Genomic DNA, 21823 nt, shown 5'->3' on the forward strand with positions numbered 1-21823 from the left:
TACGTTATAACTTAAATGGATAGAAAAGTGGAAAAAAAAGAATATCTCCATATCGATTCGAAATCAGAAATTAATGATAACAGGGAGTTTATTAGATTTTTAGGACAGCTAATAGCGAATTGGTATGTATTTGTAATATGTATTGTCATAGGTTTCTTGTTAGCATTTGCTTATTTACGTTATACAATCCCGTCGTATAAGGTAGGAGCTCAAATTTTAGTTTCAGATGAAAAAAAAGGTGGTAGCCTTCTATCTTCGTCAGTACTGGGTGATTTATCTGGGATTATGGGGGGGAAGAGTTCTGTTGATAACGAGGTTGAAGTCTTGCGAACAGCGGATCTTATGCGTGAGATGGTTTTAGCTGAATCGGCTTACATCAATTATTACAATCTTGGGAAAGTGCATAATGTTCCAGTTGCAGCATCCCCGTATAGACTTAACCTACTAAGTAATCCTGATTCAATTAGTATCAGTACTAGTTTCAAATTTAGAGCTGCTGGAAATCACGAGGTGATTCTTGAGAATAGAGACACCAGTATAATCGTTTCTGTTGGTAGTTCATTTTCTATCAGGCAAGTCGGTACTTTTCAGGTTAGCTATAGCAATGAGCCAGTAGTTGAAGGGGAGACGTATGGTTTTACAGTTCAACCTTTGGAAAAAGCTGTAGCATCTTACAGTGATAGATTATCGGTCGGGGTAACCAATAAACTTGTGTCAACTATTGATCTTACTTTGGAAACATCTATACCAAAAAGAGGAGAAGAATTGCTTTCCACTTTGATTAGAAAATATGTCGAAAGAAATCTACAAGACAAAAATATAATTGCTGACTCAACTCTCTCGTTCATTAACGCACGATTAAGCACTATTAAAGAAGAGTTGGCTGGAGTAGAAGATCGCATCTCTGGCTATAAACAGAGTACGCAACTGGCGGATATGGCTGAGCAGAGTAGAATCTTGCTAGAGAATTCGGCAAGTTACACTAAGAGTTTGGCTGAGATCGATGTACAACTTTCTAGCTTGGATGCCATGTCTAACTACCTACGTGATGCCAACAATCCCCGTGTGGTACCTGCTTCTGTGATTCTTCATGATGTAGCATTTAATGCATTAATTAATCGCTACAACGAATTAATATTACAGCGAGAGCGTCTATTGCTTGCCAATACAGAAGATAATCCATTGGTAAAGAACATCACGGTGCAGATTGCTGGAGTACGAGAAGATATGATTAGCAGTTTGGCATCTACAAAACGTAATCTCGAGTTGTCGCGTTCCAAACAGTCTCAGATGTCTAATCAATTGACCTCTCAGATTCAGCGTGTACCAACGATTGAACGAGGATATATAGATTTAGCTCGGTTACAACAAATCAAACAAGCACAATATATTTTCCTTCAGGAGAAATGGGAAGAAACAGCTATAAGTAGGACTGCCAATGTTTCTAATTCAAAAATCATAGATTCGCCAAAATCTCAAGAGCTACCTTTTGCTCCTCAGAAAAAAATTGTTTATGCTTTTAGTTTGATTTTTGGTTTGATTTTTCCAATTGGATTGCTCTATATCAAAAACCTACTCAATGTTCGAGTGATGAGTATGGACGATATTGAGCGAGAAAATAAGTTGCCGATACTCGGTACTGTTTCTCATTCAGACGAGCAAGGGCAGGTCGTAATTACCAAAACCTCCCGCTCACCCATTGCCGAGCAGTTTCGCGCGATACGTACCAATCTGGAGTTTGCCTTGCAAGGCAACAAAACGATTCTTTTTACTTCTTCCATGTCGGGTGAAGGAAAGTCTTATGTGGCGCTTAATTTGGCTGTGTCTCTGGCTTTATTAGGCAAAAAAGTTCTAATAATGGAGCTGGATTTACGAAAGCCTTCCATTACCACTAAGCTCAGCTTGTCCGCCGGAAAAGGATTTTCTCACTATGTCGTACGTCCCAAAATGCGGTTAGAAGATGTGGTTATGTCATCCGGTGTGCATGAAAATGTCGATCTAATTCAGGCCGGTGCTATTCCACCTAATCCCGCTGAGTTGTTAATTAGTGCAAGGGCAGAAGAATTAATGTCGGCCGTAAAGGAAAGATACGATTATGTGCTGATGGATGCTCCTCCCGTTGGTATGGTGACCGATGCACAATTGCTCAATCGTTATGCGGATCTATGTCTTTATTTGGTAAGACATGGCCATACTTATAAAGAGCAACTGCGTATTCCAAATGACCTTGTTGCCAAAGATCGTATTAAGCCGATACAACTCGTGGTGAATGATGTGAAGGCTACCGGAAGCTATTACAGTAACTACGGTTATGGTTATGGATACGGCTATGGTGAATACGGTCAAGAAGGGAAAAGCAAAACATGGTGGCAACAACTATTCAAGCGTAAATAAACGATACATGGAAAAGCAGGCTAAAATATACATAGCTGGACACAGAGGGATGGTGGGCTCAGCAGTCATGAGAATGTTAGAAAGTAATGGATATGCCAATCTGATTGTACGTACCTCGTCCGAATTGGATCTGCGGAATCAACAAGCTGTTTCAGAATTTTTTGAGCGAGAGCAACCGGATGTAGTTATTGATGCGGCGGCTCGTGTAGGTGGCATTCTAGCGAATAATGATTATCCTTACCAATTTTTGATGGAGAATATGCAGATTCAGAATAATCTGATTGATGCTGCCTATCGAAACGATGTTAAGAAATTCGTTTTCTTGGGATCATCTTGTATCTATCCAAAATTGGCGCCACAACCGTTGAAAGAAGAATATTTATTAACAGATTCTTTGGAACCGACCAACGAGTGGTATGCCATTGCCAAGATTACGGGAGTTAAAGCCTGTCAAGCTATTCGCAAGCAATTTGGAAAGGACTTTGTGAGCCTGATGCCGACCAATCTGTATGGTACTAATGACAATTTTGATCTAAATACCTCTCACGTTTTACCGGCCATGATTCGCAAGTTTCATGAAGCCAAAGAAAATTGTCATGTACCCGTTACACTCTGGGGTTCGGGCACGCCTATGCGCGAGTTTCTATTTGTAGACGATCTCGCCAATTCTGTTTTGTTTGCTTTGGAGAATGTATTACCAGAGTATCTATATAATGTGGGGACGGGCGAAGATTTGACGATCAAAGAACTGGCGGAGACCATACAAGCGGCTGTCGGGCATAAAGGAGATATTATCTGGGATAGCAGTAAACCCGATGGCACGCCGCGGAAGCTTATGGATATCTCTAAAATGCATAACCTTGGTTGGAAGCACACCGTAGCATTAAACGAAGGAATTGCCAAGACATACGAATGGTTTTTGGCCAATCAGCAAGATTACAAGCAAGTCAAGCTTTAAGACACCGTCATTGCGAGGAGAGCAACGACGAAGCGATCTCTTGGAAAGCCAAGCGGATAAGGATTCAAACTTTAAGATATCGTCATTGCGAGGAGAGCAACGACAACCGCCGAAGGCAGATCTAAAGGAAACCAATCTCATAAAATAGACATCAACCTTAGGTAGTATTTATGATCTACCTACTTTGTACTAATTACGACAATACATGAAAACAGCATTAATTACAGGTATTACGGGGCAAGATGGTTCTTACCTAGCCGAATTATTATTAGAAAAGGGATATATGGTGCATGGCGTGAAGCGTAGAGCATCCTCCTTCAATACCCACCGTATTGATCACCTGTATATCGATCAGCATGAGCAGCATGTGCGTTTTAAGCTGCATTATGGTGATTTAACAGACTCGACTAATCTAATTCGTATTATTCAGGAAGTACAACCAGACGAGATTTACAACTTAGGCGCGATGTCGCATGTAAAAGTTTCTTTTGATTCGCCTGAATATGTGGGTAATGTAGATGGTCTAGGTACCTTACGTATTTTGGAAGCAGTACGCATCCTAAAACTAGAGAATAAAACACGGATTTATCAGGCTTCTACTTCAGAGCTATATGGTGGTTTAGAAGAAAATAAAAACTCCGAGGGCTTTTATGATGAAAGTTCTCCTTTTTACCCACGTTCTCCTTATGGTGTAGCCAAAATCTATGGATTTTGGATTACGAAGAACTACCGTGAAGCCTACAATATGTATGCATGTAATGGTATCCTGTTTAACCACGAATCACCTCGTCGTGGCGAAACTTTCGTGACCCGTAAGATTACGATGGCTACGGCAGCCATTGCTTTAGGAAAACAAGAGTGCTTGTATCTAGGTAATATGAATGCTTTACGCGATTGGGGGCATGCAAAAGATTATGTAGAAGCCATGTGGCGAATCTTACAGCAAGATGAACCGGAGGATTATGTAATTGCAACGGGTATCACTACTTCGGTGCGAGACTTTGTGCGTTTGGCGTTCCAAGAAGTCGGAGTAGAATTAGAGTTTACCGGCGAAGCCGAACAGGAGATTGCCACGGTGAAGAGCGTGAACAATACGGAGTATCAATTTGAAGTAGGTCAAGTTGTCGTACGCGTAGACCCTACCTATTACAGACCCACTGAAGTAGACTTATTATTAGGGGATCCTACAAAATCAAAAACCAAGTTAGGCTGGAAACCACAATACGATTTAGCGGCATTAGTGTCCGAAATGGTCGTGTCTGATATTGCCTTGATGAAAGGGAATTACAATACCCAATGGGAGCATATTGTAGGGTAACAAAATTTGTATATTTTGAAATCTTCTCACAGAATTGTTTTTAATACTGGTATAACATATGCGAGAGCGGTATTAACTGCGCTAATTACGTTTTATGCGACTAGGCTTCTACTTGAATCACTAGGTGCGTCAGATTTTGGATTATTTAATGTAATTGGTGGGGTGGTAAGTTCTTTGTCCTTCTTGAATGCAGCTATGACAGTATCTACCCAACGTTTTATCTCTTTTAATTTGGGGCAGCAGAAACCAGATTTGTTGGAGAAAATATTTGCCAACAGTATCTTGCTTCATCTAATTATTGGGTTAATTATAGTTTTATTATTGGAGACTCTTGGTTTGTACTTGATTAGTAATAAGCTGCAAATTCCATCTGATAGATTAGAAATTGCGAAAATCATATTGCATTTCTTTGTCATATCAACATTCATTACGGTAATCTCAGTGCCTTATGACGCAGTGATTAACGCAAGAGAGAATATGGTTTTCCTAGCTATCATAAGTGTACTCGAAGCTATCTTTAAAATAGTCGTTGCTGCGAGTCTCTATTTCGTTTCTGGAGATAAACTAATGTATTTCGGATTGTTTACTCTTTTTTCAGTAATAATAATAAGGATTATAAAGAGAAGGTACTCAAGACTTAAATACGAGGAATGCAGAGGTGCAATTTGGAGTCAATTTGATGGTGATCAAATAAAGACACTGACGACATTTGCTAGTTGGAATCTTTTTGGAACTATGTGTGCAATTGGTAGAAATCAAGGTGTAGCAATTGTATTAAATCTGTTTTATTCAACTGTGGTCAATGCGGCGTACGGAATTGCAAATCAAATTAATGGTCAACTGATGTTTTTTTCGCAAACGTTGATGACAGCTATGCGGCCTCAAATCATGAAGAGCGAAGGAGCTAATAATAGAGATCGCATGATTAAGTTAGCGTTAAGTGCAAATAGGCTTTCATTTTACCTATTTACTTTCTTTGCATTACCCATGTTTTATCAGATGAACTTTGTGCTTAGTAAATGGCTAAAGGAGGTGCCTGAATATACAGTTATATTCTGTCAAGCCATTTTGTTACTGACTATGGCAAATCAGATAAATCTAGGTCTGATGACGGCTGTTCAGGCGATTGGAAAAATTCGTGTGTATCAGATCGTAGCTGGGGGGATGCAGTTACTTACACTTCCAATTGGATACTTGTTTTTACAACGTGGTTATCCACCACAATCAATCCTATACATATCATTTGGTCTAGAATGTCTCTCTACAGTTTTTAGAATGTTTTATTTTGAATATCTCACCGGATTTAAGGTCAAGAAATATTTCACTTCTATCATATTGAAGAGCATTTTCACACTATCTCCATCTGTAATAGTTGTTTATTCTTTGTCCTTAAACTTGACAGATGGTTGGGTTAACTTCTTTCTGATTTTTGTAACATCTAGTTTGTTGTACTCACTTTGCATTTGGTTTTTTGGATTGGAATATTCTGAGAAGCAGGTTGTTAAAGATTTGGTTTTGAAGGTAAGAAAAAAAGTTTTATGAAAGTTTATTTGAAAAAATTAAAAAATGAAATTCTTCCCAAATTTTTCTCGAAGACGAGGTTCGGGAGTAGTTTCTATTATTTTGCAGTCAATTCTCAATTTCGAAGAGAGATGCATGCAGTGCTTAATGGACGAGTTAAGCACCTCAAAGAAAGTACAAATCAGAAAGAGAGTCTTTATACTTTGGTTCGAAATATCCATCGGATTGAAAAAGGACTACTAATGATACCACGTAGAGAAGTATTTGCGGTCGATTTTTTAGTTGAAACTCTTGATCAATTTGAATCGATATTTGTTTCTAATCAATGCGTAGTGGGATCCCAAATCAAGTGGGCCTATGATGTCCTGAAAGAATATTTTCAAGTTACAGGCCAGCACATAGTTATAGATCGGCAGCGGGATCGATTTCAAAAAATCATTAATGATTTTGGAGAAGGAAACTTAGATGTCAGGTCAATTCCATATAAACGAAATATGGAGAATAGACCGCAAATTAGTTACGAAGATTTCCTGCAATTAACAAAATTTAGAAGGTCGGTAAGATGGTTTTTACAAGAACGTGTTCCACGCGATTTGGTTGACAAAGCCCTTTTAGCTGCTAATCAGTCACCATCAGCATGTAATCGACAACCTTTTGAATACCGAATTATTGATGATCCTGAATTACTTAAGGAAGTGGTTAATATTCCAATGGGCATTAAAGGATATCAACACAATGTGCCAATGCTAATCGTAACTATAGGAAATTTAGATGCTTACTTTAATGAACGTGATCGTCATGTCATTTATATTGACGCTTCATTAGCAAATATGAGTCTCATCTTAGCGTTGGAAACATTGAAGTTAAGTTCATGCTCCATTAATTGGCCGGATATAGAGCATTTGGAAGAGAAAATGTCAAAGAGCCTCAAGCTGAAGCCTCATCAAAGACCAATTATGTGTATGGCCGTTGGATATCCAGATCCTGAAGGTATGGTGGCGTATTCCGAAAAAATGAATTTAGATAGTTTGAGAAAATTTAATTAATAAAAAATGGTAATTCAGATTGATGGTACAAATACGTTGAATAAGGGAGCAGAATTAATGCTCTATTCAATATTAGCACAGATAGAAAAGGTTTATCCGCAGGCAGAAATAGTTTACAATGCTTACGATAGTGGATATAAAGATTTAGATGTTAACCAAAGAGTTACTGGATACCTTAGGTTGAGATTTGGTATTACCCCAAGTGTAATTCTATCTAAATTCAAGTTACCTAATAGTTATTTTACCACTATGCATCCATCAAATAGAGTGGATATACTTCTTGATGGAAGCGGTTTCAAGTATGGAGATCAATGGAACAGGGATAGTAAATATGTAGATGTGTTTGAGTCTTACATGAAGAATATGAAAAAGGCTAATACTAGAATAATCTTTCTTCCTCAAGCGCTTGGGCCATTTAGAACTCCCAATGGAAAGCGGGTTGCTAGTATAATTGAAAAATATGCAGATCTTGTAATTGCAAGAGAAGATGTTTCTTATAAGTATTTTTTAGAAGTTAATCCTCAATCGAATAAAACGATTGTTTCGACCGATTTTACAAATCTCCTAAGTGGAACTGTACCAGCAAATGTCGATGTTAAGGGCAAAGTGTGCATTATTCCAAACAAGAAAATGGTCACCCACGGAGGGTTGAAGCCTGGAGCATATTTAGATTGTGTGATGAATGTTATTCAATCTGTTGAAAAATGTGGGTATGAAGCTTTTTTACTTAATCATGAAGGAGAAGGCGACCTCGAAATATGTAGGCAGATAAATAGTAAGCTGGCCCATGAAATTCCCATTATTTCTGGTTTAAATGCTAAAGAAATAAAGGGTGTTATTGGACAATCGTATGCCGTTTTTTCTTCTAGATTTCATGGTGTTGCGAGTGCATTAAGCCAATCCATTCCTTGTATAGCTACAAGTTGGAGTCATAAGTATCAGCTGCTTTTCGAAGATTATGGGTTAGAAAACCAAGTTCTAGATGTTGGCACTACATCCGAAGTGATTCTAGATAGAATGCGTTCATTCTTAGACTCAGAGAACAATGGGAATGTAAAACAAAAATTGCAATCTAAGCAATCAGAATTAAAACAAGCGTCTGCTACAATGTGGGATAAGGTTTGGGCAGTTAAGTAGGATTATATGATTAATATTTCTATTGTAATACCTCATAAAAACTCCTTCCAGCTTCTTGAAAGACTTTTGGCGTCTATACCTCAGCTTGAAGATATTCAAATTGTTGTAGTTGACAATAGCGAAGTTCGCATTCCGAAAAATAGTTTTGAAGGTAGGGGGTGCGTAGAGATATTATATTCAGATCCGAAGTTAGGTGCAGGTCACGCGAGAAACGTAGGTTTAAATTCTGCAGTTGGTAAATGGATCGTATTTGCCGATGCTGATGATTTTTTTCTGCCTGAGGCCTTTGATACACTTCATAGATTCCATAATAGCGAAGCAGATGTAATATATTTCCAGAGTAAATCAACACATTCTGATAGTGGAGTGGTGGCTAATCGGGCAGACAATTATAATGAGTTAGTGAATGATTATTTAGAAAATAAATCCAAACATCACGAGATGAAACTCAGGCTAATGCACTTCGTGCCTTGGGGGAAAATGATTGCTAAAGATTTGATCGACCGGAATAACATACGTTTTGACGAAGTGCCAGCAAGTAATGATATGATGTTTTCAGGGCTGACGGGCTATTTTGCAACCAAAGTTGAAGCATCTTACGATTGCCTCTATAATGTCACGGTAACCAAAGGGAGTCTTACAAGTAGTTATGATCAAAATAGAAATAGAAGTCGATTCTCTGTTGCCGTTCGGTACAATGCCTTTTTGCAAAACCGAGATTTGTCGAAATATCAAATTTCTTTAATTATCTATCTGAAAAGAGCCGCAAAATACGGCTTGAGGGAGTTGATTGAATTTAGAAGGATACATAAAAAGCATGGATCAGGAGGCGTATGGAATATTTTATATGTCTGGCTAGAAAATAGGTTTGTATCGAAGGGATGATTGCAATAATAATATATACAGTATATCTTGTCAGTTTGGTACTGGGAGCTTTGTGGATAAAGCGTACGTATCATGATCCGACCAAACGATACACTTCGTACGTCGTTCTGTCACTGATAGTATGTGTATTTTCTATTTTAAATGGCTCAAGATTTAAAGTTGGAATAGACTACGAAGCTTATATGCTCGAGTATCAGCATATTATGAAAACTGGAGTAGGATCCCTGAGTGATGGGGATAGATGGGAATATTTCTATGCTTTAATTACTAATACATTTGCAGACTACCAATTTCACTTTTCTTCATTGTTTATTGCTACTTCGTTTTTTCAGATAATTTTCTTTTTTGGTGGGCATCTGAATAAGCGTTTGTTATTCCTGCTACCCTTATCTTCTTTCTTTCTAGTCACGTATTTACTTGGGACCATGAATAACGTCATGCGGCAATACATAGCATTCATGATTATTTTCTATGGTACGACATTTATCTTTAAAAGATCTGTTATACGTTACGCTTTAACTATTTTTTTAGCAAGCCTTTTTCACAAAAGTGCGATAGTGTTACTCCCTTTTTATTACCTAGTTAATAGAGATAATATTTTCAAAGGGAGGGTAATGCAATATATCTTAATAGGCATTTCCTTCATACTGGGTAAAATATTACTTAGTTATCTTTGGAATACATTTTCAAGTGTTTTTATGTCTCTGGGGTATTCTGCCTATGATCTTAGTGACGGTCGGGGCGAAACTCAAATAGCTCAGAATACAGGGCTTGGTACACTTCTAAGTTGGATTATGATCTTCATGATAGTGTACTACTATCCATATTTGTCTCGAATATTTAAAGCTACTGGATTTCAGATATACTACAATCTTTTTTTTATCGGAGTTTTGTTAAGACCTATTTTTGGTTCTTTTATGGTAATGAATCGAATAAACGTATACTTCTATTCTTTTAGATTTATCATTGCTGCCTATCTATGTTATTATCTATTTTATATATCTAGTAAGTTTTCTGATAAGGTTGTAGGATTTGTTTTTGTTTCTATAGCTCTACTTATATTCTACTATGAAATTTTCACAGGTGCCAATGGAATGACGCCCTTTAATTTTTATTGGAGTTAATCCAGATTTTAAATGGCAATAAATGTAATAAGTAGGAAAGTGAAATGAGCTCGAAGGATGAAAAATTATATAAGTATTAGCTAGTAACCTATGAAAAAAATCGCAATTGTTTATCATTATGTAGCATTATATCGCTTGCCTATTTTCCAAGAGTTGATGGCCTTAGATTCTGATTTAAGTTTGACTATATTATCTGGCGTTACTAGCGAAATTAATATTAAAAAAGTTGATCCATCCCTTTCAAAAAAGCCAATTTATGAAGGAGGACTAAGATGGGAAATACTTAAAAACTATTGGTTGTTCAGGAAAAAGTTGCTATGGCAAAGCGATTTAGTACGACATGTTTTAAAGTCTAGTTCAGATACTTATATTTTTCTCGGATCACCATATTTTATTTCTACATGGGTAGCCGCAGCTCTCGCAAGATTGAAGGGTAAACAAGTTTATTTTTGGATGCATGGTGTTTATAGAGAAAAGATAACAGCATTTGATAGAGTAAAGCTATTTGCTTTCTATAAGCTTGCTCACGGTTTTTTTCTTTATGGAAATAGATCGGCTAAAACGTTATTAAAGTATAATGTAACTACGGGTGATAACATTCACGTGATTTATAATTCACTGAATTACAGTGAAAGTCTCAACTTACGCCTGCCCTATGATAAGCAAAGAGTTGAATTGTTTAGAAGCACTCATTTCGGAAATGTTGATGTACCGATTGTTGTTTTTATAGGAAGACTTAATAAGATTAAGCGGTTAAATATGCTTATCCAAGTTCAATCTCTTTTGAAGTCAAAATATAATACAGCCTTTTTTAATTTGTTGATCATTGGTGACGGTGAAGAAAAACAGAATTTAGAAACTCAAACGACAACACTTGGCTTGGGTAATACGGTTAAGTTTTTAGGAGCGATCTATGATGAAGCTGAGAACGCTACATACCTAGCAAACTCTGACCTCTGCGTAACGCCTGGCGAAGTGGGACTTACAGCGATACATTCGTTATCTTATGGTACGCCAGTGATTTCACATGATAATTTGAACGTTCAAATGCCTGAGGTCGAGGCGATAATTCAAGGTGAGACTGGAAGTCTTTACAAATATGAATCACTGGAAAGCCTAGCAGAGGAAATCGAAACTTGGTTAATAAAGAATCCTTTTAAAAGCCAGTCGCTGGTCAGCACTTGTTATAATGTCATCGATACCAAGTATAATCCGATTAATCAAGCAGCAATTTTTAGAAATGTTCTAAAAAAATAAATGAAGATGAAAATTATTGAAATACTTAAACAGAGCGACGACATAGCATTACTTTATAGGTCTTTAAAACGCTTGAAGTCAAAATATTGGTATGGATTAAAAAAGGTTCATTCAACATTTAATATAGGTGGCAAATGTAAGATTAGTCCAGATCTGGTAGCTGAGGAATATGTTTATGTAGGAGAAAATGCAAAGATATATCCAGGAGTGTCCATAGGAAGATACAGTATGTTGGCGCCAAACGTACAAATTATTGGAGGAGACCATAATTTCGAGCAAGTTGGGGTACCAATGACATTTTCAGGGAGACCGTCTTTAGCCAAAACATCAATAGGTCGCGATGTTTGGATAGGCACTAATAGTATCATTATGACCGGTGTCTCAATCGGTGATGGTAGTGTTGTTGCCGCTGGATCGGTAGTTACTAAAGATGTTCCACCATTTCAGATCGTAGGCGGAGTTCCTGCAAGGATAATTAGAAGAAGATTTATGAGCGGTTCTGATGAGAAAAAACACATAGAGATGTTGTACGGAGAAGTCCTAAGTAATGTAAGAAATAAACCGATTAAATTGTAATGGTCTCAAACGAATCTAAAGTTAAACTCAATAACTTCAAATCTGATGAAGGATTAGATCGAGGTGCAAATTTCTTCAAAGAGATTGTGTGGTATTTTGTGAAAGTTGTTTTTTTCTTGTCAGCTATTCCATATCCAAATGCTTTAAAGTGTTGGCTGCTTCGACTATTCGGAGGAACGGTTGGTTATGGTGTTATCATAAAGCCGAGAGTGAATATTCACTTCCCATGGAAGCTTAGTATAGGCAATCATGTTTGGATCGGAGAAGAGGTTTTTATCTTAAACTTTGAAAGATGTACTATTGGTAATAATGTTTGTATCAGTCAGCGTGCTTTTCTATGTGGTGGTAATCATGACTTTAGACAAACGGAAATGCCTTACCGTAATGGGGTCATTACTCTGGAAGATGGCTGTTGGGTTGGTGCAAGTTGCTTTCTCGGTCCTAATGTGATTGTAGGAATTGATACGATTATTACAGCAGGTTCTATACTCACGAAGAGCACCTGTGCAAATGGGTTGTATAGAGGGAATCCAGCAGAACTTGTCGGGCAACGTTGGAAACCAGCAACACATTAACAATAAAAATAAGATGAAAATACTATTATACGGTATAAATTATTCACCAGAATTGACTGGTATCGGAAAGTACACAGGAGAAATGACGGAATGGTTAGCGGCTAAAGGTCATGAAGTACACGTCATTACCGCAATGCCCTACTATCCAGAATGGTCGGTTCATGCTGCGTATAAAGGGAAAGCGTGGCATACGGAGCAAATAAATGGAGTATATGTACATCGGACCCCCTTGTATGTGCCAAAAGATGTTGGTGCTGCAAAAAGAATAGTCCATGAATTTTCATTCCTTCTATCAAGTGGTGCACATTGGTTTAAATTACTTTTTACAAAGCGGTTTGACGTTGTTTTTAGTATTGCGCCCCCATTTCATTTAGCCATAGCTCCGTGGATTTATTGTTGGTTTAAAAAAACAGTTTGGATCAATCACATTCAAGATTTGCAAGTAGACGCTGCAAAGGATCTAGGGATGATTAAAAATAAAGCGCTACTAAACATCATGTTCAAGATGGAAGCTTTCTTTTTAAACCGATCGACTCGCGTAGCAACGATCAGTGAAGGAATGCAAAAGAAAATATTGGCTAAAAAAATTGAAGCCAAGCGGTTGTTATTTTTTCCGAATTGGGTAGATAGCAAAGTTGTATATCCTTTGAGTCGGGAGCTATCGATGCGCCAAGAGCTTGGTTTCACAGATACCGATAAAATTGTTCTTTATAGTGGGAATTTGGGTGAAAAGCAAGGTCTAGATGCAATCATACAAGTCGCATCACAACTGCGTACAAACAATCAAATAAAATTTGTAATCTGCGGTTCTGGTGGTGCCAAACAAAAGTTAGTGGATATGTCCAAAGAGCTCGTGTTGGATAATGTGTTCTTTTTTGGCTTGCAACCCTACGAAAAATTAGCTTCATTGTTAGCAATGGCCGACTTGCACTTGGTACTGCAGAAAGCTTCGGCTGCGGATCTGGTGATGCCAAGCAAACTCACTGGAATATTGGCTGCTGGTGGTTGTGCATTAATTACTGCAGAACCAGGTACAACACTTTATGATGTGGTGGACCAATATGAAATGGGTTTTTTAGTTCAACCAGAAAATGTTGAACGGCTTACTGAAACCATTCATGTCGCTTTAAGTCAGGATAATGCATTGATCAAAGAAAATGCGCGCCGCTATTCAGAGCAGTACTTGGAGAAAGACAAGATATTAACTGATTTTGAAGAAGAACTAAAACATCTAGTGAACCTAAAGAATTAAATATGCATTACTTGAGGGACAAATCAGACGAAAAAATTGTAAATAGACTATACATTTATCTTTTATTAGTTTCGTTAGCTTTTTACGGCTTCGAGGTACGATCACAAGAGGTAAGTGACAGCGTGAGAGTTCAGAAGTTTCGATCAAATATCGGGTTAAGCGCTAATGTAACAGATCGAAATGCAACACCGCTATGGATGAGAAGCAATCAGTATGGTAGTATTCCTCTAACCGGGTTGTCTACATCGGTGTATGGTAATGTTACTAAAAACTATGAGTACTCTACATCCGAACGATTGGTAGATTGGTCTGGTGTTGTTGATTTCAGATTAAACGTAGGGAATCGTGTGGAGTTTATACCCGTGGAAGCGTATTTTAAAGGTCGTCTGAGTATCTTTGAGCTTAAAGTAGGACGAAGTCGTGATCGTGAAGGCTTAGTAGATTCTTTGCTTTCTTCTGGATCATTTACGCTTTCGGGTAACGCATTAGGTGTGCCCAATGTGCGCATTGGTATCCCAGATTATTGGTCAATTCCTTACACTGGTACATGGTTAGCTTTAAAGGGAAATGCTAGTTACGGATGGATGGGTAATGTAGGAATCAGATATGGAGAAAATAGTGGCGATCGTGTCCCTACGAACTTCCATCACTTGTCTTTCTATGGTAGAGTAGGTAAGCCAGATGCCCGATGGAGACTTTATGGTGCGATACACCACGATGTGATTTGGGGATCCGATCAAGATATTTTTGGAGATCAATATGATCTTAGTTGGTTACGCGAGTTTTGGCATGTTGTTACGGGTCGAAGCCATGTCCCTCCAGCTGGATATGAGGGACAAGTAGATATTTCCAAGGTAGGAAATCACTTAGGGTCGATAGATCTAAAGTTTCAATATGATTTCTCAAATGTACAGCTCGATGTTTATCGTCAGTTTTTCTATGAAAAGGGAGCTATAGCTCATTTTGCCAATTTAAGAGATGGGCTCACGGGTGTCGCTATAAGTAATCGCGCGCAAAGAAATTCAGTTTTCCATTGGAAAAAAATATTAGCTGAAGTTTTCTATTCAAAAAATCAAGCAGGAGATTATGGCGCTCGCTGGACGCCCTCTGGTCCAGAATATTATTATAACCATGCTGTATATCCGGAAGGTTTTTCTTACCGTGGACTGGGGCTTGGTACGCCATTAATCATTCCAGCGAAAGATGCTCGTGAAGGTCAAGTGAATCATCCGTCTAACTATTTTATCAGTAATAGGGTGGTAGCAGGACATGTGGGTGCCGAACTATTGTTTTATGATTGGAACATTATAGCAAAAGGTACATTTGCTAGACATTACGGTGATTTTCGCACTAGCGGACCAGATACACAATGGTTTAATGGTAAACGTATTCCGCAAAATTTTTCAGCCGGATTGTTTACTCCTGTAAATCATTTCTCTGCGTATATAGAGGGCCAACGAAATCTTCGGAATAACATAGTGATCAGTGGTGTTGTCGCATGTGATTATGGGAAGATGCTAAATAATAGTCTTGGAATCATGTTAAAAGTAAATAAATTCTTCTAAATCATTTTTTGTAATACTATTTCTAAACAATAATATGACTAGCATAAAAAAAATAACCTGTATCGGAGCCGGCTATGTTGGCGGACCAACTATGTCTGTGATTGCACAGAAAAATCCGAACGTAGAAATCACCGTGGTCGATTTAAATGAGCAAAGAATTGCCGCATGGAATGATGCAGATCTTTCTAAACTGCCGGTGTATGAGCCAGGCTTGGATGCTGTAGTTGGTGAAGCTCGTGGCCGAAACCTTTTCTTCTCCACCGATGTGGATAAAGCCATTGACGAGGCAGATATGATCTTTATCTCGGTGAACACGCCCACCAAAACTTATGGAAAAGGGAAAGGACAGGCGGCGGACCTAAAGTTTATTGAATTATGCGCCCGTCAGATTGCGGCAGTAGCTAAGTCAGACAAAATCGTAGTAGAGAAATCAACGCTTCCAGTTCGTACGGCAGAGGCACTAAAAAGTATTTTGGATCACACGGGTAATGGTGTAAACTTCCATATTCTTTCCAATCCTGAGTTCTTAGCAGAAGGTACAGCAGTGACCGATTTGCACAATCCAGACCGTGTACTCATAGGTGGTGAAGATGCCGAAGCAATAGAAGCTTTAGTACAGGTGTATGAAGCTTGGGTGCCAAGAGAACGGATCCTAACCACCAATCTTTGGTCTTCGGAGCTATCTAAATTGGTGGCTAATGCATTCTTGGCGCAACGTGTTTCCAGTATCAATGCTATCTCCGAATTGTGTGAGGTAACCGGTGCTAATGTCGATGAAGTAGCTCATGCCATTGGTAAGGATAGCCGTATTGGTAGCAAGTTTTTAAAAGCATCGGTAGGATTTGGAGGTTCCTGTTTCCAGAAAGATATTCTAAATCTGGTGTACATCGCTCGCTCTTATCACTTAAACGAAGTGGCTGATTATTGGGAACAAGTGATTTTGTTAAATGATCATCAAAAAACACGTTTTGCTGAGCGAATCATCAAAACCATGTACAACACGGTTAACGGTAAGCAAATCGCTTTCTTGGGTTGGGCATTCAAAAAGGATACCAATGATACGCGCGAATCGGCAGCGATTTATGTCGCAGATCATCTGTTGGATGAGGAGGCAAATATCATCGTGTACGATCCAAAAGTATCTGCTGAGCAAATCTACCGCGACTTGGATTATCTAGGCACACGGTCCTCGGAGGAAAACCGTCGTTTGGTAACTGTGGTGAATACAGCGGAAGAAGCTGTAAATGGCGCACATGCCGTGGCTGTATTGACAGAGTGGGATGAGTTTAAGCAATACGATTGGGCGAAAATCAAAGAAAATATGAAGCGTCCAGCATTCCTGTTCGATGGCCGGAAACTACTAGACGGAGCGGAGCTAGAAAAATTAGGCTTTTCGTATTATGCCATCGGAGAAGGATAAGGCAAGGAGAAATACCATAACTTTACGAACAGATCATTATTTACAACCAAACTTAGTCATCAAGCAGTGAGCAATATCATCCACGTAATTCTGACAGGCGGCGTAGGAAGTCGACTGTGGCCATTATCTCGAAAAAGCAATCCAAAGCAATATTTAAAACTATTTAAAGAAGGTTCGCTCTTCGCCATGACCGTCATGCGCAACCAAACGCTGTGCGACCAAGTGACCGTGGTGGGCAACTGCGACAACCATCAACTTAGTCAAGAAGTAATGGATGCACAAGATATCGCCTATACCGATATTATTGAAGCGACGCCTCGTAACACGGCTGCCGCTATTGCCTTCGCTGCTTTCGCCGCAAATCCAGATGATATTCTGATTGTAACACCATCCGACCATGTGATCGTGGGTGAAGAAGCCTATAGCCAAGCGATGCAAGCTGGGATAGCCAAAGCGCAACAAGGCTATATTGTGACCTTTGGTATTAAACCAGTACGTCCAGAAACAGGCTACGGCTATATTGAATTTCAAGAGGATCAAGTGCTTTCCTTCCGCGAGAAACCCAATCAAGATACCGCCGAAGATTTTATCGAAAGAGGAAATTTCCTTTGGAACTCAGGTATGTTTTGCTTCCGAGCAGATACGCTATTACACGAGTTGCAGCAGTTTGAGCCGCAGGTATATGCCACCGCATTAGCCACTTGGAAAAGTCAGAAGGAAGGACATTTGGATGAAGCTTTGTCGAAGAAAATACCATCCATTAGTATTGACTACGCCGTAATGGAGCGCTCCAAGAAAATCCGCGTAGTGGCGACCGAATTTGCTTGGTCGGACCTCGGATCGTTTGAATCTCTCTACGATTACTTAGTGCAAACCGGGCATCCAGTGGATGAAAACGGTAATATGGTGTTGGGGTCAGATTTGTACACGGCCTTTGTTGGCCTGAAAAATACCATTGTGGTATCTACGCCAGATGCCATGCTATTTGTTCAAAAGGAAAAATCCCAGGATGTCAAAAAAGTATATAACACCTTGGAAAAGCATCAATCCAAATTGATCGATTAGTACAAACTTAACTAAGGCGAATATTCTATTCTTAAAAAGCGTATCTTCGATTCATCAATATTTGATGGATCGATGGATACGTTTAAAAAGACACACTACTTTACTAAAGGATTATCGCTTTTTCTCTTCTTTGCCGGGCTGACACAATTTGCTGTTGGGCAGATTACCTATCAACCCTATTCCTATCAACGATACCAATACTATCAGAAGGAACTGTACAACGATACCATTTTCGGACACACCGCTGTAAAACCTTTGGTGAAACAATCACTCGGCTATTCTGACGATCCTCTGCGCCCCGCAGATACATCAAAAAATTGGTTTTTGAGGAAAGTATTTGATGAGCATCTGGTGCAGATTGTAAAGGATGATCATACCTTTTATCTTGATTTTTTGCCGGATTTAATAGTCGGTACGCAGCGTGGTACCAATCAAAAAAACTTGTGGACCAATACGCGTGGCGCACAGGCCGGACTGACCGTAGGGGAGAAGTTCTCCCTGTATGTCAATTTCTTCGAAAACCAAGCACGTTTCCCAACGCATATTGACAATAGCGCCATGCGTATTGGCGGTATACCAGGGCAGGGTTTTTCTAAGAATGTCCCGACTAGTGAGTTTGATTGGATGAATACCACGGTGAATATGACTTACGAGGTCGATACTGCATTTCGTGTAACCTTGGCGTATGACAAATTGCATATTGGCGATGGCTATCGCTCCATGTTGGTGTCCGAAAGTCCGTACAACTTTGCGCATGCTCATTTTTCTGGAAAGGTAAAACGCTTCCAATACAATAGTATCTGGGGAACGATGTTGGATCGCTTCAATCCACGTGTTTACGGTGGTGATCAAGCTTTTACGACACGTTTGGGAGAAGGTGTAAAATATGCGGCTTTTCAATACGTGGATTACCTCGCTGCCGATAACCTCACGGTTGGCGCCTTTCATTCCTTGATCTGGGCGCAGGACAATACCGCAGGTGAATCGGGAGCAAATGGCGGATTAGGTTTGAATGTCAAATACCGACCCATTCCGAAGTGGGTGGTCTATGGACAATTATTTGCTGATCAGCTTTCAAAATTTGGCTTCAACAAAGATAAGGATCGTCGTACCTCTTACCAGTTTGGTGTGAAAACCCATGATCTTTTCAACGTAGATCGGTTGAACGCCACAGTTGAATACAACCAAGCGGCGCCACATACATATCAGAATGCCAATAACCGCATCAATTACAGTAATAATGGCGAGTCATTGGCACATCCAAATGGCGCGAACTTCCGAGAAATATTAGGAATACTAACTTATCGTTGGAAACGTTTTGATCTTTATGGACAAAGCATGTATGCTCGTTACGGGGTAGATCCTACAACGGCCACCAATGTCGGTCAAGACGTACTTCGCTCTGGAAATCCTTCCATGGGCTATCGGATCGGACAAGGTGATTTGCGCAACCTATTTTACAATGAGATCCGAGCAGCGTACATTATCAATCCACGATATAACCTACGAGCAGAAGTAGGCTTTATCAACAGAATTCAAGATGCACCAAATACGTTAGGAAAAACTACGGCTAATATCTTTACTATCGGTTTGCGATCTACCTTCCGTACCTTCCAGACCGAATACTAGGTCATCAGCATAGATGCTAAAAGCAACAGCGCCTGATAATCTAGATTATCAGGCGCTGTGCGTATAGTTGGTCTATCTCAGATAGGTTTATTTCATTTCGTTGAGTATAACCGTGCCATCGTGCTTTTTATCTACGATCAGCGCAATGCTGGAGCGTGTGGTATCTGGCTGTGATGAGCCACTCACCCAACGGTATGAGAACACTACTTCATCAGGCTCAGAATCGCGTAAGCTAATCGGTTGCACAGTCGTGCGCAATGCTGCATCTGGCGCTAAAACGGCGATGACGTAGTTTTTGGAGAAATCAATCTCATGTGCTTTCTTGTCTTCTTCGGTGCAGTAAAAGATGCGGTCGAATTCTTCTTTGGTTTCTATTTTTGGATTAGAGGGTACCTCCTGAATAGTGTGTTTTACCAAGAAGTGATCGGCTACCTTGTAGTCGATATGCATATTGTCATCTCCAGTAGTTGGTTCCTCCAAAGCAGGATCAACCGCTTGCTCATGGGCATTTTGTGGACCACTATTGCAAGCACTCATTAAAAATACGGCCGCACCCGCGACCCAAACTAAGTTGGCTATCTTTTTCATGTCTTTTCTGTTTTGTATATTGATAAGAACCAGAACGATAGCGTATTGTTTGGGAAAGATCTGATTGGTGAACACGGAAACGGAAAAATCGCGATGGAAAATCTGGAGAGTAGGGATATCAAAAAGCTTCTGAGAGAGCGTATTGGAAGAAATACTTAATAGTCAGATTTCAGATGTCTAGGATTGCTGACGACCTTACTGAAATAAGATCCCTTCTGAAAGTTTATTTTCAGAAGGGATCTAAAAAATTGTAATCAATATTGTTTAATATTCTGAAAATAGACTCTTTTATCCAGTTGCGATAGATAATTTGGAGGTGTTATGATCTAATAATGTTGGATTGAGAATCTTACACGTTTTCAATAAATCGCGAACAGGATACTTCGCTACCACTTGCTCCATAGCTGCTAGATGGCGTTCGTGGTGCAAATCGGTTCCTACAAAATCATACATCCCAGATTTAATGAGTGTTAAAGCGATGGCTTTGACAGATTCTCCGTAATAACGACTGATGGACAATAAATTTAATTGTAAGAGACAGCCCGCGTCCTTAATCTGCTTGTACATCTTAAAATCCATATGATAATAATTGTACCGTTCTGGATGAGCCAAGATCGGTTTGTAGCCGAGATTGCGAATCTGTTGTATTGTATGAAACAAAGACCGCGACTCTGACAGATAAGACATTTCAATGAGCACATATCCGCCCGGCATAACACACAGAGAATCGTCGGTTATCATTTTATGAATACCATCATCGATCATATGCTCTGCAGCAGCTTGAATCTGAATATTTTTATTTTCTTTTTTGACGGCTAATTGTAATTCTTCAAAAGCGCGATTAATGGTGGATTTGTTATTAGGGTGTACCCCATCCATAATATGGGGTGTACAAATGAAGTTATTCAAGCCCATGTTCTGTAATCCATCGATAAGCCGAATGGATTGGGAGGCTGATTTGCTACCATCATCGATCCCTGGGAGGAGATGATTATGCATATCTACTTCGAGAAAAGCCAATTTCCCGATGACCTTCACGTTCCCTTTTTCTTGATTACGACCTAAAAATTTTGAAAAAAAACCCATATCTAAATTATATCCAACCTTTAATCTTCCAATGAATGTTTGATTGTATCATAATCGTATTAACGAACATAAATGAATCTACGCTACAATATGGAAAGATTTATCTCATCTCAGCGACATTATCATTCCCAACAAAATTCTGTTAGGAGAGAAATGTATGCAAATATAAAAATAATCTCAACATTATCTTATTGCGAAAAAAAATTAATTTTCGTAATTAAACCTATGTCTGTATCGTGTTCGTTATTACCTCTTTAAGTAAACTTTGACTAAGCCCAGAATAGATGGTTTAAGCATGTGTTCTAAGGTGAGGTAAATTTACATGCAAGATGGATAACAATAGATCTATTTATTAGCGACCTTGATAGACTGGTTTTGCCATAGTAACGCTACAAAGTTATGAGATGATACAGATTGAAATTTATAC

General features: G+C 39.1%; 17 protein-coding genes and 1 pseudogene. 16 read left to right on the forward strand and 2 right to left on the reverse strand.

Features of this window, described 5'->3' with window-relative positions; translation table 11 throughout:
* Positions 1-15: 15 nt before the first annotated feature.
* The 16 genes and pseudogenes from AC3IRT_RS01175 (at position 16) to AC3IRT_RS01250 (ending at position 19722) form a co-directional block, all read left to right on the forward strand.
* The gene (locus AC3IRT_RS01175; RefSeq protein WP_489394721.1) at positions 16-2394 is read left to right on the forward strand and encodes a GumC family protein; all 2379 of its coding nucleotides are present in this window, start codon (positions 16-18) and stop codon (positions 2392-2394) included.
* Positions 2395-2401: 7 nt separating this feature from the next.
* Positions 2402-3352, forward strand: coding sequence for a GDP-L-fucose synthase family protein (locus AC3IRT_RS01180; RefSeq protein WP_489396088.1), 951 nt, complete (start codon positions 2402-2404; stop codon positions 3350-3352).
* A gap of 205 nt (positions 3353-3557) precedes the next feature.
* Entirely contained in the window at positions 3558-4670 is a 1113-nt protein-coding gene (gene gmd / locus AC3IRT_RS01185) for a GDP-mannose 4,6-dehydratase (protein ID WP_489394722.1), read from the forward strand.
* 15 nt (positions 4671-4685) lie between these two features.
* Positions 4686-6212: a lipopolysaccharide biosynthesis protein gene (locus AC3IRT_RS01190; protein WP_489394723.1), complete on the forward strand. Its 1527-nt coding sequence runs from the start codon at positions 4686-4688 to the stop codon at positions 6210-6212.
* On the forward strand, positions 6209-7237 hold the full coding sequence (locus AC3IRT_RS01195; protein ID WP_489394724.1) for a nitroreductase family protein: 1029 nt from the start codon (positions 6209-6211) through the stop codon (positions 7235-7237). The genes AC3IRT_RS01190 and AC3IRT_RS01195 overlap by 4 nt, the downstream gene beginning before the upstream one ends.
* 6 nt (positions 7238-7243) lie before the next feature.
* On the forward strand, positions 7244-8374 hold the full coding sequence (locus AC3IRT_RS01200) for a polysaccharide pyruvyl transferase family protein (RefSeq protein WP_489394725.1): 1131 nt from the start codon (positions 7244-7246) through the stop codon (positions 8372-8374).
* 6 nt (positions 8375-8380) lie between these two features.
* Positions 8381-9259, forward strand: a complete 879-nt coding sequence (locus AC3IRT_RS01205; protein ID WP_489394726.1) for a glycosyltransferase family 2 protein — start codon at positions 8381-8383, stop codon at positions 9257-9259.
* Positions 9256-10383: an EpsG family protein gene (locus AC3IRT_RS01210; RefSeq protein WP_489394727.1), complete on the forward strand. Its 1128-nt coding sequence runs from the start codon at positions 9256-9258 to the stop codon at positions 10381-10383. Before AC3IRT_RS01205 ends, AC3IRT_RS01210 begins: the two co-directional genes overlap by 4 nt.
* Before the next feature lie 90 nt (positions 10384-10473).
* Positions 10474-11640: a glycosyltransferase gene (locus AC3IRT_RS01215; RefSeq protein WP_489394728.1), complete on the forward strand. Its 1167-nt coding sequence runs from the start codon at positions 10474-10476 to the stop codon at positions 11638-11640.
* 330 nt (positions 11641-11970) lie between these two features.
* Positions 11971-12129: pseudogene (locus AC3IRT_RS01220) on the forward strand (DapH/DapD/GlmU-related protein); the annotation flags it as partial.
* 86 nt (positions 12130-12215) lie between these two features.
* Positions 12216-12791 carry a WcaF family extracellular polysaccharide biosynthesis acetyltransferase gene (locus tag AC3IRT_RS01225; protein WP_489394729.1) on the forward strand — a complete coding sequence of 192 codons (576 nt, stop codon included), beginning with the start codon at positions 12216-12218 and terminating at the stop codon, positions 12789-12791.
* A gap of 13 nt (positions 12792-12804) precedes the next feature.
* Positions 12805-14043, forward strand: coding sequence for a WcaI family glycosyltransferase (locus AC3IRT_RS01230; RefSeq protein ID WP_489394730.1), 1239 nt, complete (start codon positions 12805-12807; stop codon positions 14041-14043).
* Between the two features lie 197 nt (positions 14044-14240).
* Entirely contained in the window at positions 14241-15608 is a 1368-nt protein-coding gene (locus AC3IRT_RS01235) for a capsule assembly Wzi family protein (protein WP_489394731.1), read from the forward strand.
* 34 nt (positions 15609-15642) lie between these two features.
* Positions 15643-17028: a nucleotide sugar dehydrogenase gene (locus AC3IRT_RS01240; protein ID WP_489394732.1), complete on the forward strand. Its 1386-nt coding sequence runs from the start codon at positions 15643-15645 to the stop codon at positions 17026-17028.
* A 66-nt stretch (positions 17029-17094) separates the two neighbouring features.
* A complete protein-coding gene (locus tag AC3IRT_RS01245; protein WP_489394733.1) occupies positions 17095-18093 on the forward strand; it encodes a mannose-1-phosphate guanylyltransferase in 999 nt (332 codons plus the stop codon).
* 72 nt (positions 18094-18165) lie between these two features.
* Complete coding sequence (locus AC3IRT_RS01250; RefSeq protein ID WP_489394734.1) at positions 18166-19722, forward strand: gliding motility protein RemB; 1557 nt, start codon at positions 18166-18168, stop codon at positions 19720-19722.
* Positions 19723-19809: 87 nt separating this feature from the next.
* Here AC3IRT_RS01250 and AC3IRT_RS01255 read toward each other — a convergent pair whose 3' ends face one another.
* Both AC3IRT_RS01255 and AC3IRT_RS01260 read right to left on the reverse strand, forming a co-directional pair.
* Entirely contained in the window at positions 19810-20310 is a 501-nt protein-coding gene (locus tag AC3IRT_RS01255) for a hypothetical protein (protein WP_489394735.1), read from the reverse strand.
* A gap of 288 nt (positions 20311-20598) precedes the next feature.
* Complete coding sequence (locus AC3IRT_RS01260; RefSeq protein WP_489394736.1) at positions 20599-21396, reverse strand: tyrosine-protein phosphatase; 798 nt, start codon at positions 21394-21396, stop codon at positions 20599-20601.
* Between the last annotated feature and the right edge of the window lie 427 nt (positions 21397-21823).

This window comes from Sphingobacterium sp. KH_072, assembly GCF_057837975.1.